Below are 16,605 nucleotides of genomic sequence, written 5' to 3' on the forward strand. Positions count from 1 at the left end.
ATCAAGCATACATAGTATATGAATATAAGGAGTGATTCGTTATTAATAATGGTTATTCAAATGATTGGAATTCTAAAAACTATCATGAATTGATTGAACAAATTCGAACATATCAAAAATGGTTTGAAGAAAACAAGAAAGAAGACCCGTATCCCCAATATCCTGTGTATGGCAAGATAACTCAATATAAAGAAGTGCCTATTACTCAGCTTGAACAGAGACAATTCCGCCAACCAGGGTTAGAAAATTTAATGGTGCCTAAACCCATTATTGAAAACCCTCATTACAAAGGTAGTGGAAAACTAAAAGGGAAAGTCGCTCTAATTACTGGGGGTGATAGTGGAATGGGAGCAGCCGCTGCCATTGCCTTTGCAAAAGAAGAAGCCAATGTAGCAATTGCTTATTTAGATGAGCACGAAGATGCTTTAAGAACAAAAAAAAGAATTGAGGAATTGGGAAAAGAGTGTTTACTACTACCTGGGGATCTTCGTAATAAAAAACAATGTGCAAACATCGTTTTAGAAACTGTTAATACTTTTGGTCGCTTAGATATTTTATGTAACCATGTTGGTATTCAATTTCAGCAAAATGATCTCACAGAAATAACAGATGAACAGTTCGACGAAACTTTTAAACTTAACATTTATTCTCATTTTTATACTACAAGAGCTGCTCTTCCTTATTTAAAGGCAGGAAGCTCGATTATTGGAACTGCTTCGGTTGTAGCTTATGCAGGAGAACCTTTATTAATCGACTATTCTGCTACAAAAGGGGCAATCGTAGGGTGGACTCGATCTTTAGCAAAAAGCGTTGCAAAAAAACAGATTCGAGTAAATGCAATAGCACCTGGTCGTATTTGGACACCACTTATCCCTTCCAGTTTTTCCTCTGATGAAAACGCATTACACGGAACGAACTTATTTAATCGAATGGCTCAGCCTTTTGAAGTTGCTCCTACATTTGTATATTTAGCATCTGATGATTCTAGACATGTTACTGGGCAAGTATTACATGTAGATGGTGGTGAATCAACAAATTCTTAATTGAAGCTTTGCTAATATGTAGTATTCCAATTTGTTTGCAATCGGATACCCCATGTGTTGTTGGGTCGATGCAACAAGTGCTATAAAGCGATTAAAATCATTTTCAACATAAAAAAATGCCCGCTAGTTGATTAGCGAGCATAAAGCATTTGATGTCAGGTGCCTGGCACTTTTATTAAGTGCATTATTTACTTCTTACAAACAATAGTTTGTACCATTGATTAACTAAAAACGGTAAGAACGATAAGCTATAAATAAAGCCTAATTGTGCGCCAGTTAATGTGGCAACTTCAAATATATCCGTGAAAGATGGCACAAATAATACTACATGTAGAGCAACAAAGCCGATTAAAAATGCTAACCAAGTATATTTATTCGAAAATACACCGATGGCAAAGATCGACTGTTTGGATCTAGAATTAAAGCCATGTATTAGTCTTGATAAACATAAAGTTGTAAACGCCATTGTACTTGCTGTTAAAGTATCTCCTGTTGACAATCCTATTTCGAAAGCAACAGCCGTAGAAATAGCAATTAATAAACCTTCAAGTACCACTTGGGTCGTAAATATTCTATTTAGTAATGGTGTGTGAATATTTCTTGGCTTGTCCTTCATAGTGTTTTTATTATTTGGTTCCAGCCCGATGGCAATTGCCGGCAAACTATCGGTCAGCAAGTTAATAAATAATAGATGAACCGGCGCAAATGGAACTGGTAAACCTAAAATAGTCGCATATAAAACGACAAAGATAGCTCCTGCATTCCCTGATAGCAAAAATAAAATGGCATTTTTAATATTTGTATAAATACTTCTTCCATTTGATATTGCTTTGACAATCGTGGAAAAATTATCATCTGTTAAGATCATAGAAGATGCATCTTTTGCCACCTCAGTACCGCTTATTCCCATCGCGACACCTATATCGGCTTGCTTTAAGGCTGGCCCATCATTGACTCCATCCCCCGTCATAGCAACGACGTTCCCTTTTTCTTGCCAGGCTCTCACAATACGAATTTTTTGCTCTGGTGTTACGCGGGCATAAACTGAGAAATCTTGCACTTTTTCTTGCAGTTCCCGATCAGTTAATTTTTCAATTTCAGCTCCTTCAATCGCTTCACTTGGATCCTGTAAAATACCAATTTGTTTTGCAATCGCAGTGGCTGTTATTTTATGGTCACCTGTTATCATTACAGGTTTAATCCCTGCTTTGATACAACTTTCAACTGCTGCCTTTGATTCTTTTCTAGGAGGGTCCATCATTGCGATTAATCCGACAAAGATTAAGTCTCTTTCGTCTACAACGGAGATTGCTCGAGGTTCATATACCTCCTTGTACGTAATAGCCAAAACTCTTAAACCATTCATCGAAAAGTCTCGGTTAACTTCTTCGATTTTTTTCTTATGTTCATGAGTAATAGTTAATAAACCATTAGAAGTATTGATTTTTGTAATTTTTGAAAGGAGAACATCTAATGCTCCCTTCGTAATCATAATATTTTGCTGATTAATACGATTCACCGTGCTCATAAGTTTTCTATCTGAATCAAAAGGAAGCTCTGCTACCCTTGGACAATTTTCTCTGACGATTAATTCATCAAAGTCGTATTGCTTCCCTAATTTCACAAGCGCAATTTCAGTAGGATCACCAATTTCTTTATGATCTCTTTCCAACGCATCATTACATAATAGTGCCTTCCAAATCAGATCTTTTTCGATTGTGTTTTTCATTTGTAGCTGATCGTGTGAAATAACTTTTTGATCAACAAATACATGTTGCACGACCATTTTGTTTTCAGTTAAAGTTCCTGTTTTATCTGAACATATAACAGAGACACTTCCCAAACTTTCAACAGCAAAGAGCTTTCGTATAATAGCATTTTCCTTTGCCATTTTTTGTGTCCCAAAAGCCAACACAATTGTCACAATCGAACTTAACGCCTCGGGTATAGCAGCAACAGCCAATGAAACGGCAAACATAAATGATTCTACCAACTCACGGCCTCGAACAAGATCAATCGTGAAAATAACTACACAGATCATCGTGATTCCTAAAGCTAATTTCTCTCCAAATTGATCTAGGCTAACTTGTAGCGGAGTCTTCTTTTCTTTCGCAGTATCTAGCAAATTTGCTATTTTACCAATTTCCGTTTCCATTCCGATAGCTGTGACAATCACAATACCCCGGCCATTCGTAACAAAGCTCCCTGTGAAAACCATATTTTTCTTATCAGCAACCGTTACATCTTCCTTGATGGGATCAGAAAATTTCGCAACCGCTAAAGATTCACCAGTAAGTGAGCTTTCATTTATATGAAGATTATGGCTTTCTACTAATCTTCCATCAGCATTTATATAGTCACCAGCCTCCAAATACAGAAGATCTCCTACTACTATATCTTTAGACGGGATTTCGATAATCTGATTGTTTCGCATCACTTTCGCAATTGGAGAAGACAAAGCTTTCAAATTACCTAAAGACTTTTCCGCCTTTACATGCTGCACAGTACCGAGAACAGCATTTAAAATTATGACAATCAAAATGACAATTGTGCTTTCTACTTCACCTAATAGAAATGAAATAAAAGCCGCTATCATTAAAATAATTACTAATAAATCCTTAAACTGTCCGAAAAAAACGGCAAGTGTACTTATTTTTTTACCTTCCTCTAATACATTAAAACCATACACTTCTTGCCTCTTTTGAACGTCAGAATCACTCAATCCTTTATTGGTCACGCTCAATTTATTCATGACTTCTGCGGACGACTGCTGATGATATTGTGTCATTTCATTTATTTCTCCTTCCAGTGTAATTTTATTAGACTATCATACTCATGACGAAAAACGATTGCTGCTATTTTACTAACAATAGAGTCTCGCAAAACTCGAATAGACCATTATAACTTATGTGTCATTCATCGTAGAGCTGACTATTTCAATAGAAGGAAAACGTCTATTAAATAGTCTTTTAGCTACCAAATTTCAATTTCCCTTGTATTTTCCAACTACAAACTCCGAAATTTCTTTCATGAATTTCGAGAAAATCACATTCTAAAATACGTTTCTCCAAATCTACTCCATCTTCAAATATTCGAACTATAACAATCTATTCCTTGTCCTAATCCAGTATGATAATAATTGATATAGAGATTTAATTTTTTATACTATTGTTGACGTAAACTTATAATATTTACCATATTAAGGGAAATAAAAGCCCCCTCGACTATTAGCGTCAAGGGGGCAAATTAACTTATCAAACACTATATTTAAATGATTTCAATGATACACAGAGTGCGAATACAAAGCATCCTATTAAGATAAATAGTGACTGGCACCAAATACTCCAATTAATTAGTAATGCGCCATTAATTCCATTTAAAAACCATTCAAATGGATTGACCATACTGATATATTGCATGATTTTAGGAGAATTCTCCATTGAGAAAAATGCATTACTACAAAGTAGCATAGGTAACATGAGTGCATTTGCCGACATACTTAAATGCCCTTCATTGTTCACTAAGCTTGAAACAAAAAAACTCAGAAAAACGAAACTTAATGAAGCGATTAAAATAATGGGTGCCATTAAAAGAAGAGCATTTAGCGAGAGCTGTAATGGATGAACGGCTTTGAAAAACAAAAGCACAATATATGAAAGGACTATAGCAATTAAAGACCATGCACATGAAACGCTAATAATATATTTCCATAGAGGTATAGGGGTTGCATGAAGTAAATTGTAAACGCCTCTCCTCCGTTGTGATAAAGAGATAAAAGCCGTAGTCATGAATGAATAAAAGAAAACACTAGTTGCAATAATTCCCTCCACATAGTTTGCAGAATAGCTAGGAGCAAATATCCTTAAGGCAACAATCGCAGCAAATGGCATTAAAATCGACCAAAAAAGTAGATACATGTCTTTCATACCTAATTTAAAATTTAAAATGAAAATAGCCTTCATTTTATCCTTCTCCTTCACTTCGTTAATTCAAAAAATAAATCTTCTAAATCTTCAATATGATATTTCTTTAGTAAATCATTATAACAACCATTCGCAACGATTTTACCTTTATTCATAATCATGATTCTGTCAGCGACTTTTCTCACTTCTAACATGTCGTGTGAAGCGAATAAAACCGCAACACCTTTTTCTTTTAGACTTATAATCATATTTTGAATTTCCTTTTGACCTCTTGGATCTAACCCTGCAGACGGTTCATCCAAAATAACTAATTTCGGATTATGCAAAGTTGTCACAACAATAGCTAAACGCTTTTGTTGCCCTAAAGATAATTTAATAGCAGGCGTCTTTTTTACATGTAATAAATCAAAGGAGGCGAGTTTTGCATCAATCATTTCATTGGAAAGAACAACATTGTATAATGCAGCGAATAGTTTTACATTATCCTCTACCGTGAAGCCTTCAAAAAAAGGCGTTGATTGCAGCTGCGTACCAATCTCACTTTTAAAATTTGGCGTCCAGTAATCGATTGTCCCAGCATCTTGAGGAGTAATACCAAGAAGCATACTAATAGTTGTCGTTTTTCCAGCTCCATTAGATCCTATCAGTGCAATCGTCTCCCCCTCTTCTATATCGAAATTTATAGCATCCACAACACAATAATCCTTATAATTTTTCGTTAAATTACAAGCACTAATTAGTTTTTTCACTTTTTGCCCTCCAGTTCAATATTGAATACTCAACTTTGACTATATACGCATTTTTTAACTCTCTCATTCGAGAGAGTTATTTTTGCATAATCTTTATAGCTTGCTGAACAAATTTTAATTGCACTTTCACAATTTCTAACATATTATCAAATGCTAATTGCGTTAGTTCAGGAATTTCTCCTTGCATCGCGTTCATTTTTGCATTATAACCGACCGATATTGCTTTTTCTTCATCCTCTAAAATTTTCTGTTGCTTTTCTAATGCACGAATTGCTTTTTCATTAGGAAGCTTAAATGCAAAGGACACACCAGAATACAATGTAGTTGGATAAACAACAGAAGATTTTTCGAGAGCTTCGATAATTAATTGTTGCTCATATAGTCTTCCCTTTTCAGTAATTTGGTAAATCGCCTTTTGTCTATGTCCTGTCGATTCAATACTGGCTACCTCGATATATCCATCCTTTTCAAGCTTCTTCAAAGCATTGTAGATAGAACCAATAAGAACGCCGCCCCATCTTTCGGCATCGTTCATTTCAAGCATTACTTTAATATCGTAGCCTGTCATTGGCTTTAGGCCTAGCATCGCAAGAACTAATAATCTAGTCACAATAATCACCTTTTTATATTCAACGTTGAGTAAATTGAATATAACTGCATTTTTATCGTTTGTCAATAGGTACTTACCTAATTCCTCTTAAGACAATCGCAACTTATCGACAATGATTTCAAAAGATTTATAATACATAAATACAACTATAATTTTTTATTTTGTGGTATACTACTTCGAGTAGCACCATCAAAGGGCACAACCAATTCTTTAGCTGTAGCGTATTTCATACGTTGCAGCTTTTTTTATTGTTTTTATTAAAAAGAATATACTCCAGCACTATTTTACAATATAATGTATGAACTAGAAAATATTAAAAAAAGCTTTTTAAATAGCTTTCCTAAATTATTAAACTCACTAAGGAGAGAATACGATGAATGTAGAAAGAATCTTTGAAAGCTTCCCGCTATTAAGTTCAAGCAACCTACAATTTAAAAAAATTGAAGAAGGCCACTTAAACATGCTATTTGCCATCTACGATAATGAAAATGTATTTGAGTTTTGTGGCATAATTCCGAAACACAATATCCAGACAGTCCAAAAAATGATCGGTCACTTTGAACGTGATTTCACTAAAAAAAGCAGGGTGAAATGGGGTATTTTTTTAAAGGATCAACCAAATACATTAGTCGGCATAATAGAAGCGATGGATTTTAATCAAAAAGTGAACATGGTAACAATTGGTTACTATTTAGCTGAGGACTATTGGAATAAGGGCATTGCAACGGAATCTGTGCAAACAATTATAAAATTTCTATTTGATGAAGCCGACATCAATAGAATTCAAGCAGAGGTTATGCCGATGAATGATGCGTCAAAAAAAGTGCTTTTAAAAAGTGGCTTTATCAAAGAAGGATTATTCAGACAAGCTTCATTCTGGTCTGGCAAAGGCGTTATTGATTTAGAAATTTACAGTATCCTGCAAGAGGATTACAATAAATAAATTATAGAGAACTTGGATTGGAAAGTACGTTTAGTATCATTAGCTCAACTTTACGTTATCTTTTCCTAATCAATAAAAGCACGCTAAACAGGACTATCTGTTTAGCGTGCTTTCACTTGTCTATCTTATATGAATGTTTGTTTCATTAAACAGCGCCATAAACTGAATCTACAATCATGCATTAGATTTCATTTCTTGCCATTTCCAATATGCTTCATATAGCATATCGTGTAGAAATTCCTCATACTCTCGCTCCTCATCTAGACCTCTCCGTTCTAGTTTTAGCCCTAACCACACCGTATCATCATATCTAAATTTAGGATCACCAACACCATCTATAATACAGAAAAAGTGAAAAAAAAGTGAAAGCATCCGATCGCGAACAATCTTTTCAATGCCACATATACTATGAAAATCAAATTCATTTGCTTTTAACGCTTTAATTTCCTCAGCAGTTAATTTAAGCTCATCCTCTACGCCTATTATCGCGTTTTCTGGATGACGTAGGCTATTACCCATTCTAGAGTATTCTTCAATTAATTCATGAACCTCCATTAGTAAACACATTTGACTATCCATCTAAATCACCACTTTTAAGTTAATTTAGAAAAAACCAACAACTATCATCGCTAAGCCATTTCCTTAGAACTTATTTACTTACACCATACAGTTTAAAAAGTTCGCCTGATTCATATTGTTCAAGAACTATGCTTGCCTCAAAACTGGTTATATTCTGTTCCATTCCTGTGATCTTTTCAAGCATTTTTACAGCATCAGCTCTGCGATAGTCAACTACAATTGCATAAATACTGCAAACATATAAGACAAAAGAATTTTCATGTAAAAATAACTCATCTAACACGGCAGTTGCAAGTTCAGATGATTGTTTTAGTTGATCCAAAATAGCTAACAGCGCCTTATTAGATTTGTTTCCTCTTTTATAATCTCCCGTCATCGGCGTTTGTTCTGCTATCAAGCAATGATTAATAAACTCATCTACTAATATTTTCGTATCTTTCATATATAAACACCTACTATATATTAGTTTAGCAAGCCTAACTTTGTATTAAATAAGCTTACCGACATTTACGAAAGCTGTTCTTTTCTATTGTATGAATGCAGACATACTAATTAGTTTTCATTCTATTTTTTTAATTTTCTTTTAATATCTGATGCATGTAAATCAATCTTTTCTTTATCTTTCAAAGCGTTTCTACACGCTAAAAATCCCAATATTAGCATTGCTATACTTAGAGGAGCAAATAAGAGGAGAAACACCTCTTTGCTTACTTTATTAGTAAAGAATAAAATTAGTACAAGGATTGCAATTGCAGTAATATAGCTTACATATTTATTATATTTGAAAGACATACGATGCACCCTTTCTAGCTTTAAATTATTTGATATTTCAGTTAATTTAATCTAGTATATAAATAATAACACACTTAGGAGGTGCATGATATGAAATTAACACAAAAAATAACTAGTTTATTTGCCGCTTTTCTTTTATTGAGTGCAACTTTAAGTAGTGCTACATATGCAGATTCACTAGTTCCTTCAGCGGCTATTAAGACAGAAGAAATTACTGGTACTAATGATTTAATTAAAACAAACGAAAATGGTGTTGCGGAAAATGATTTTAATATTATTAATCTACCGAGTGAGTTTGATGATGGAATTCTTCTGAAAAGTAAGGGGACCGGAGAAGATTTAAAAATTGGTGTACCGAATAATATGAAGTTAAGTAAACCTACAATTACAGAATCAGGCAGCTATGAGTATATGAATGACGGACCAGTAGACTTGATTTTGCAACCGACGGAGTTTGGAGTTAGAAGTATTATAAACATTAAAGATTCAAGTGCTCCAAAGGAATATAAATTTGAGTTGGATATACCAGAAGGACATAAGCTGATTTCATCTGCTGATTACTTTGGTGACGTCCCTGGAAATGAGTTAGATACAGAAGAAGTCTTTATTGTAGATGAAAATAATATTATTCAAAGTGTTTTTGGGAAAGCGTGGGCAGTTGATGCTAATGGTGTAGATGTACCCACTTATTATGAAGTGGTTGATAACACTTTAATTCAAACCGTGAATTTTAATGAAAATACTGCATTTCCTGTATTGGCAGATCCAGATTGGGTAGCAATAGGAGCATGTAGTGCAGCTTTAGTTTGGTTTGTTGGTTCAAATTTATTTGTAGCAGCTAAAATTATCAAAGTTAGAAATTATATTAAAGCTCTCGGTGGTTTTAAAGAAAGTGCAAAATTAATTGCGGGTGCTACATCTTGGGAAGAAAAATTACGTGTGGGGGGATCAGCTTTACGTAGTTTAGCAGCAGAAATTACAGGTGTTACAGGTTTGTATGCGTGTACTAGATTCTTTAATAAATGATGAAAATATTTTAAAATGACTTGAGAAGAGTAGACAAAATCGTCTGCTCTTTTTTGTCGTGCTGTGGATGCTAGTATGAGGCAGGAGAGGATTACAATAAATAAATTGTTATGGGCGTGCTGATTAGGTTTTTCAATGTGAACCTGTTTTTTTCTTTTAAATCGGTATTACTTCTTTCTGTTATGCAAAACGCAAAACAAGAACACACATTCCCCCTCTTTTATTTCTTTATCGTGAATATTTAGTTTCATACTATGATCATGGTACGAGAAGATAATTTAAAACTATAAAATATAGCGTCGGATAATCTGTTGCTATTATCTAACAATTACATTCGCAACCAACAAAAAAAGATTGTAGATGCTCCCTAAAATTAGGATAATCTACAATCGAACTGCCTTATCTTCTACTTAATACTTTTAGCAGCTTGCTGAATAAGTGCAGCTACCATCGTATCCATTTGTGCAAAACGGTCATCCTTCGTTTGCCCGTTAACATAGCGATAATAAATTTGTTGGCAAATCACCGCTAATTTAAAATAAGCAAACGTTATATAATAGCCGATTGTTGAGACATCGCGTCCACTTTTTTCCGCATAGCGAGCGATAAATTCTTCTCTTGTATAAAAGCCAGGTAAAGTTGTAATCGGTGGCTCCCCAAGTGCGTACAACAACATTTTCGGATCATCTGCATGCATCCAGTAGCTCATGGCAACACCAAGATCTGCTAAAGGATCCCCAACTGTTGTCATTTCCCAATCAAAAAGCCCAATCATTTGTGAATAATCCTGTGAAAACATCGCATTGTTGAACTTATAATCATAATGAATGATTGTTGCCTCAGCATTTGTCGGTATATGGTCCTTTAGCCAAGCTGTTAGCGCTGCTACCTCTGAAAGCTCAGCAGTTTTCGCTTTATCGTAACGATCAATCCAGCTATGCACCTGGCGTTCCATAAATCCTTTAGGCTTGACCATGTCCTTTAATGGTGTTTCCATAAACGGGATGGCATGGAGCGCTACTAAAGATTCCACCATCTTTTCAGATAACTGACGGGCTAGTTCTACTGTCGTATCGGTACCCGGTGGAAAATGCGTATCCAATACAACACCCTTTTTTCGTTCCATTAAGAAAAAATCACTGCCGATAATGCTGTCATCATCGACATAAACATATGGTTTTGGCACAATTGCTAAAAACGGATGGAGTGCAGATAAAATTGTAAATTCACGCTTCATATCATGCGCCTTTTTTGCAACTGGTCCAAGAGGTGGCCTGCGAAGTACGACTTCAAAATCCGCTATTTTTAAACAGTAAGTTAAATTAGAATGGCCAGCACTAAATTGAGAAATTTCTAGTTTCCCCTCTGGTAAGTTTGAGAAATGTCGCTTTAAAAAAGCATATAATTGCTCTGCATCAATCCGTTCACTTGCCCTTACTTGCATCGTATCCATAGGAACCCCCCCTTAAATAATTGCACTCATTCCACCATCTACGACAATGACCTCACCTGTCACATAATCCGAAGCTGCTGCTGCTAAAAATAGTGCAACTCCCTTCAAATCATTTTCAGAACCTAAACGCTTTAACGGTGTAGCGCCCATTAAATAATCTTGTCCTCGTTCAATTAAGACATTCGACATTTTCGTTGGGAAAAATCCTGGGGCAATGGCATTGACGTTGACACCTGCTGGTCCCCATTTCACAGCTAAATCTTTCGTTAACGTAATGACTGCACCTTTACTAGCGTTATAGCCGATTGTATCCATAAAATCAGGTAGTGTACCACCAAGCCCTGCAATAGAAGCAATATTAATAATTTTCCCAGCGTTTTGTTCGAGCATCACTTTACCAACTGCCTGCGTCATTAAAAATGTCCCATTGACATTCACATCAAAAACCTTTTGCCAAGCCTCGTACGGCATGTCTACAGCAGGCGCACCCCATGAGGCGCCACTGTTATTTACTAAAATATCAATTTTCCCAAATGTCTCCAATGTTTTGGACACGACATTAGCTATTTCTTCGGGTTTTGTCACATCACAGGCAAGCGCAAGTGTCTGGACACCCAATTTCGCAAGCTGTGCAGCCACTTCCTCACAAGCCTCCACTTTTCGTGAGCATAGCACAACATTCGCACCAGCCTCTGCAAAGCCTTGGGCTATTTGTGTACCAAGTCCACGACCGCCACCTGTAACAATAGCAGTTTTCCCTTTTAAGCAAAATAGGTCAAGTACACTCATTTCACCAACTCCTTTTGCTTTGAGGCATGTTTTTTCAGTTCCAATTTCGCTATAGTATTGCGATGAACCTCATCTGGTCCATCTGCTAATCGCAAAGTACGGGAATTGGCCCATTGTGCTGCTAATGTTGTATCGGGTCCCACTCCAGCAGCGCCAAACGCTTGAATTGCACGATCAATAACACGTAAAGCCATATTTGGAGCAACAACTTTAATCATCGCAATTTCAGCCTTAGCCTCTTTATTGCCCACAGTGTCCATCATATAAGCGGCCTTTAACGTGAGCAATCTTGCCTGTTCAATATCAATTCGCGACTCTGCTATACGTTCACGCATTACGCCTTGATCTGCTAATGGTCGATGGAAAGCTTGACGCTCCTGTAAACGAATACACATTTCCTCTAAAGCACGTTCGGCTGCTCCAATTAGACGCATGCAATGGTGTATTCGTCCCGGACCTAGACGACCCTGTGCTATCGCAAAGCCTTTGCCTTCACCCCATAAAATATTTTCCACAGGTACTCGAACATTTGTAAACGTAACTTCTCCATGTCCTTCCGGTGCATGATCATAACCAAAAGCAGTTAGCATGCGCTCTATTTTGACACCTGGTGTATTCATCGGTACTAAAATCATTGACTGTTGCTCATGTATAGGTGCATTAGAATCCTTATGTTTACCCATAAAAATAGCGACTTTACAACGAGGATCTCCAGCCCCTGTTGTCCACCACTTATGGCCATTTAAAACGTAATAATCGCCATCACGTTCAATACTTGCCTCAATATTCGTTGCATCACTTGAAGCTACTGCTGGCTCTGTCATCGCAAAGCAAGACCGAATTTCCCCACGTAATAACGGTTCTAGCCACTCTTTTTTCTGCTGATCAGAGCCGTAGCGTACAAGTACCTCCATATTCCCCGTATCAGGGGCATTGCAGTTAAAGACTTCAGGAGCTATTAATGAACGCCCCATAATTTCACACAAAGGAGCATATTCTAAATTCGATAAACCTGCGCCATACTTACTATCAGGTAAAAACAGATTCCATAGCCCCGCTTCCTGTGCTTTGCCCTTCAATTCTTCCATAATTGGAGGAATCGCTCCCCAACGATCCGCCATTGCATCCACCTGTGCCGTATATACTGCCTCATTTGGATAAACATATTGCTCCATAAAATTTGTCAGTTTTTCTTGCAGTTCTACTACTTTTTCACTATAAGAAAAATTCATATGAACGCCCCCTTTGATTGACAACGCGAATGAAAAAGGAATGATTATTCATTCTTATTCTTACATTAAATGTTACCGCTATATGCCATCTAAATCAATCATCAATTCCACAAAAAATAGAATAAAAGAGATAATCCATTCACAAAACAGCTAAATTAAGCACCGCTTTTCCCTTCTTCCCATGAAACACATACAAGATATTAACTATTTTAAAAAAATATAATTATTATCTTTTACTAGCAAAGTATTGCATAACACCTTCAATAAATTGGCGGATTGCAAAAGGAAGATGTCGATTTTTCAAATACACTAAATAAACATTGCGCTGTAAATGTGGGCAATCAATTTCTTTTTGAACAATTGTCTTTGCTGTTGGCCCCTGTAAATAATTTTCAGGCAAAATCGTAATACCTAAATTTTCACGAACGAGTGATACAGCGGTTTCAAAACGCTCGATTTCAAATTGTACATTAATCTCTTGACCTGCATTTTCAAATGCTTTCAAAATATCTTGGCGTGTTTGAAAACCATCTGTACTAATAATGAAAGGTTCATTGCCTAAATCCGATATAGACAAAACTTCTTTTTCAGCTAATGGATGATTTAAAGGTAACACTGCAACAAGTCGTTCCTCATACAAACACTTCACCTCGAGCTCTTCATCATCAATCAACTGATTTGTAATAATGACATGTGTTTTATAACTTTTTAGTGATTTTTTAACACGTTTGCTGCCTAAAATATCTACTAAATGAAACTTCATTTGTGGATAGACCTTTTTATATTCAACAATCGCTTTTGGTAACCAATGCTTGATTGATTCCATCACCCCTATAGTCAAATCACTCGTACCATGTACAATGACCTCGTCCATTTCAATTTTTAATACTTCCATATTTTTTAATATAACTTTTGCTCTTTCATAAAGAAGCTGCCCCGCTTCAGTTAAGTGCAAATTTCTTGTATTTCTTTCAAGTAAAGAAGAACCCACTTCTTGCTCTAATTTTTTAATCGCATTACTTAAAGAAGGCTGAGAAATATGCAGTTTTTCAGCTGCTTTCGAGTAATTCATATGCTCAATAACTGCGATAAAATATTGTAATTGTTTTAAATCCAAAACAACATACCTCCACATTTATAGTTTAAAGCTATAGATTAATAATAATTATATATTAGTAAATATAATTATGTGAATATATAATAAATTAACACTACATGAATAATGTTAATGGAGTTGATAAAGAGATGTATACAATGACAGATCAAAAACAATGGAAAGGTCGAATAGATTCAACTACAAATACTAGCAGTTTCCGTTTACATCAAAAAGTAAAAAGATTAGCTATTAATGATGTAAGCGCTTCAGAACAGAAAAATGCTGGGATTGTAGGTTTTATATGTGATGAAGGTGTACGCCGTAATCAAGGGCGTGTTGGTGCAGCTAATGGACCAAATGCATTGCGCGAAGCTCTAGCAAGCTTACCATGGACATTTGATGATCAACAGGAAATTATCGACGTGGGTAACATTCTTTGCCTAAATCATGCGTTAGAGGATGCGCAACGTGAGCTAGGAGAGATCGTCCAAAGGTTACGAGCCAAAAACATGAAGTGCATTATTCTTGGTGGCGGTCATGAAACTTTATATGGACATTATTTAGGCGTTCGTGCAGCATTACCAAAAGATGCTAGCATCGGAATTATCAATATCGATGCGCATTTTGATTTACGACCATATAATGAACAGCCTTCATCTGGTACAATGTTCCGTCAAATTTTAGAACAAGATCCACATGCGGAATATTTTGTACTAGGCATTCAGCGTTATGGAAATACAAAAGAGCTTTTTGACAAGGCACATGAGCTACAGGTGAAATATGTATTAGAGGAACAAATGACAGCAGTAAATCACACGAACATAATGAATGATTTACAGCAATTTATGGATAAGCATGACTATATCTTACTTACTTTATGTATGGATGTTGTTAACACTGCTTTTGCACCTGGTGTAAGTGCGCCATCACCTTTTGGACTCGATACAAAAACTGTTCGCTCTTTAATTCAGAAAGTAGCATCACATCCACATACACATTCTTTTGATATATGTGAAGTGAATCCGCTACTGGATGAAAATGGTCAAACAGTCAAATTGGGTGCTTACTTTGTCTACGATGCACTCAATCACTTAATTAGGGGGAACGGTTCATGATCGAAATTAATCAAATTACTACCATATTTCTCGCAGTCGCTCTATTTGCATTCGGGAGCTTTCTTATCAATAAAATAAACTTTTTAAAGCGTTTCTGTATTCCAGCACCAGTTGTTGGTGGTTTACTGTTCGCAGCATTAGCAACAATTTTAAAAACAACTGGCGTTTTAGAAATATCTCTTGATACTTCATTACAAAGCTTATTTATGATTACGTTTTTCACAACAATTGGGTTAGGAGCTAGCTTTAAACTTGTAAAGCTTGGCGGTAAACTACTTGTGATTTATTGGTTAGCTTGTGGCTTCCTTGCATTAATGCAAAACGTAATTGGTGTATCACTTGCTTCACTTATGGGCATTCATCCACTAATCGGTATGATGGCTGGCGCTGTATCAATGGAAGGTGGTCATGGAGCTGCTGCTGCATTTGGACAAACTTTAGAAGATTTAGGTATTTCATCAGCGATGACAATCGGTGCTGCTGCTGCAACATGTGGCTTAGTAGCAGGTGGATTAATCGGTGGACCGATTGTAAAATATTTAGTCGGAAAATACAATTTAACACCTGATAAACAAGAAACTGAAGCAGTCGAATATGAGAATAAAAATGAACAAATAACATCTGATTCATTCTTTACACAAGTAGTTATCATAACATTTTGTATGGCTGTAGGAACATATGTTGGAACTTTATTCTCAGAAGCTACAGGCTTTGTTTTACCAGGCTATGTTGGTGCAATGTTTGTCGCTGTATTAGTTCGTAATATTTTAGATAAAGTGAAACCTAACGCAATTAACATGAAAAGTATTTCTTTAATCGGCGACGTAACACTAGGTGTCTTCCTATCTATGGCGTTAATGAGCATTAAACTATGGGAAATTGCTGATTTAGCATTACCTCTATTTGTAATTGTTTTTGTACAAGTACTATTTATCGTTCTATTTTGTATATTTGTATTATTTAAATTACTCGGCAAAAATTACGATGCTGCCGTAATGGTTGCAGGCTTTGCAGGACATGGCTTAGGCGCAACACCAAATGCAATGGCGAATATGTCTGCCGTTGTTCAACGCTTTGGTCCTTCTACAAAGGCTTTCCTTGTTGTACCAATTGTAGGCGCATTTTTAATCGATGTTTTTGGTATCCCTATTATTATTACAACGATTAATTTATTTAAATAACATGATAAAAGCCGTGCACCGTCTACATAAGACAGTTGCACGGCTTCTTCTATTATAGTAAAGAACGTACTAGA

General features: G+C 35.9%; 16 protein-coding genes. 5 read left to right on the forward strand and 11 right to left on the reverse strand.

What is annotated here, in order from left to right:
• Positions 1-89: 89 nt before the first annotated feature.
• Complete coding sequence (locus ACIQXJ_RS08405; RefSeq protein ID WP_403052047.1) at positions 90-1,043, forward strand: SDR family oxidoreductase; 954 nt, start codon at positions 90-92, stop codon at positions 1,041-1,043.
• A 184-nt stretch (positions 1,044-1,227) separates the two neighbouring features.
• On the opposite strand, the gene ACIQXJ_RS08410 is transcribed toward ACIQXJ_RS08405, so the two are convergent.
• The 4 genes from ACIQXJ_RS08410 to ACIQXJ_RS08425 all read right to left on the reverse strand — a co-directional run bounded on the left by ACIQXJ_RS08410 (position 1,228) and on the right by ACIQXJ_RS08425 (position 6,325).
• Positions 1,228-3,831 carry a cation-translocating P-type ATPase gene (locus tag ACIQXJ_RS08410; protein ID WP_403052050.1) on the reverse strand — a complete coding sequence of 868 codons (2,604 nt, stop codon included), beginning with the start codon at positions 3,829-3,831 and terminating at the stop codon, positions 1,228-1,230.
• 466 nt (positions 3,832-4,297) lie between these two features.
• Positions 4,298-5,005, reverse strand: a complete 708-nt coding sequence (locus ACIQXJ_RS08415; RefSeq protein WP_403052053.1) for an ABC transporter permease — start codon at positions 5,003-5,005, stop codon at positions 4,298-4,300.
• A gap of 14 nt (positions 5,006-5,019) precedes the next feature.
• Positions 5,020-5,715 carry an ABC transporter ATP-binding protein gene (locus ACIQXJ_RS08420; RefSeq protein WP_403052056.1) on the reverse strand — a complete coding sequence of 232 codons (696 nt, stop codon included), beginning with the start codon at positions 5,713-5,715 and terminating at the stop codon, positions 5,020-5,022.
• 76 nt (positions 5,716-5,791) lie between these two features.
• A complete protein-coding gene (locus ACIQXJ_RS08425) occupies positions 5,792-6,325 on the reverse strand; it encodes a PadR family transcriptional regulator (RefSeq protein WP_403052059.1) in 534 nt (177 codons plus the stop codon).
• 373 nt (positions 6,326-6,698) lie between these two features.
• On the opposite strand from ACIQXJ_RS08425, the gene ACIQXJ_RS08430 reads away from it, so the two are divergent.
• On the forward strand, positions 6,699-7,268 hold the full coding sequence (locus ACIQXJ_RS08430) for a GNAT family N-acetyltransferase (protein WP_403052062.1): 570 nt from the start codon (positions 6,699-6,701) through the stop codon (positions 7,266-7,268).
• Between the two features lie 174 nt (positions 7,269-7,442).
• On the opposite strand, the gene ACIQXJ_RS08435 is transcribed toward ACIQXJ_RS08430, so the two are convergent.
• The 3 genes from ACIQXJ_RS08435 to ACIQXJ_RS08445 form a co-directional block, all read right to left on the reverse strand.
• A complete protein-coding gene (locus ACIQXJ_RS08435; RefSeq protein WP_403052065.1) occupies positions 7,443-7,847 on the reverse strand; it encodes a hypothetical protein in 405 nt (134 codons plus the stop codon).
• 70 nt (positions 7,848-7,917) lie between these two features.
• Positions 7,918-8,289: a hypothetical protein gene (locus ACIQXJ_RS08440; protein ID WP_403052068.1), complete on the reverse strand. Its 372-nt coding sequence runs from the start codon at positions 8,287-8,289 to the stop codon at positions 7,918-7,920.
• A 122-nt stretch (positions 8,290-8,411) separates the two neighbouring features.
• Positions 8,412-8,639: a hypothetical protein gene (locus ACIQXJ_RS08445; RefSeq protein ID WP_403052071.1), complete on the reverse strand. Its 228-nt coding sequence runs from the start codon at positions 8,637-8,639 to the stop codon at positions 8,412-8,414.
• A gap of 90 nt (positions 8,640-8,729) precedes the next feature.
• Here ACIQXJ_RS08445 and ACIQXJ_RS08450 point away from each other — a divergent pair, with 90 nt between their 5' ends.
• Complete coding sequence (locus ACIQXJ_RS08450; RefSeq protein WP_403052074.1) at positions 8,730-9,665, forward strand: hypothetical protein; 936 nt, start codon at positions 8,730-8,732, stop codon at positions 9,663-9,665.
• Between the two features lie 406 nt (positions 9,666-10,071).
• On the opposite strand, the gene ACIQXJ_RS08455 is transcribed toward ACIQXJ_RS08450, so the two are convergent.
• The 4 genes from ACIQXJ_RS08455 to ACIQXJ_RS08470 form a co-directional block, all read right to left on the reverse strand.
• Positions 10,072-11,118: a phosphotransferase family protein gene (locus ACIQXJ_RS08455; RefSeq protein ID WP_403052077.1), complete on the reverse strand. Its 1,047-nt coding sequence runs from the start codon at positions 11,116-11,118 to the stop codon at positions 10,072-10,074.
• A gap of 12 nt (positions 11,119-11,130) precedes the next feature.
• Positions 11,131-11,907: an SDR family oxidoreductase gene (locus ACIQXJ_RS08460; protein WP_403052080.1), complete on the reverse strand. Its 777-nt coding sequence runs from the start codon at positions 11,905-11,907 to the stop codon at positions 11,131-11,133.
• Positions 11,904-13,139 carry an acyl-CoA dehydrogenase family protein gene (locus ACIQXJ_RS08465; RefSeq protein WP_403052083.1) on the reverse strand — a complete coding sequence of 412 codons (1,236 nt, stop codon included), beginning with the start codon at positions 13,137-13,139 and terminating at the stop codon, positions 11,904-11,906. Before ACIQXJ_RS08465 ends, ACIQXJ_RS08460 begins: the two co-directional genes overlap by 4 nt.
• A gap of 226 nt (positions 13,140-13,365) precedes the next feature.
• The gene (locus ACIQXJ_RS08470) at positions 13,366-14,256 is read right to left on the reverse strand and encodes a LysR family transcriptional regulator (protein WP_403052086.1); all 891 of its coding nucleotides are present in this window, start codon (positions 14,254-14,256) and stop codon (positions 13,366-13,368) included.
• A gap of 128 nt (positions 14,257-14,384) precedes the next feature.
• Here ACIQXJ_RS08470 and hutG point away from each other — a divergent pair, with 128 nt between their 5' ends.
• Positions 14,385-15,350 (forward strand): formimidoylglutamase, encoded by a 966-nt coding sequence (gene hutG / locus ACIQXJ_RS08475; RefSeq protein WP_403052089.1) that lies wholly within the window; start codon positions 14,385-14,387, stop codon positions 15,348-15,350.
• Positions 15,347-16,531, forward strand: coding sequence for a sodium/glutamate symporter (gene gltS, locus ACIQXJ_RS08480; protein ID WP_401011675.1), 1,185 nt, complete (start codon positions 15,347-15,349; stop codon positions 16,529-16,531). Before hutG ends, gltS begins: the two co-directional genes overlap by 4 nt.
• Positions 16,532-16,605: the final 74 nt, after the last annotated feature.

The sequence above is a fragment of the Lysinibacillus sp. NPDC097868 genome, assembly GCF_044761135.1.
In the GTDB taxonomy this organism is placed as follows: domain Bacteria; phylum Bacillota; class Bacilli; order Bacillales_A; family Planococcaceae; genus Lysinibacillus.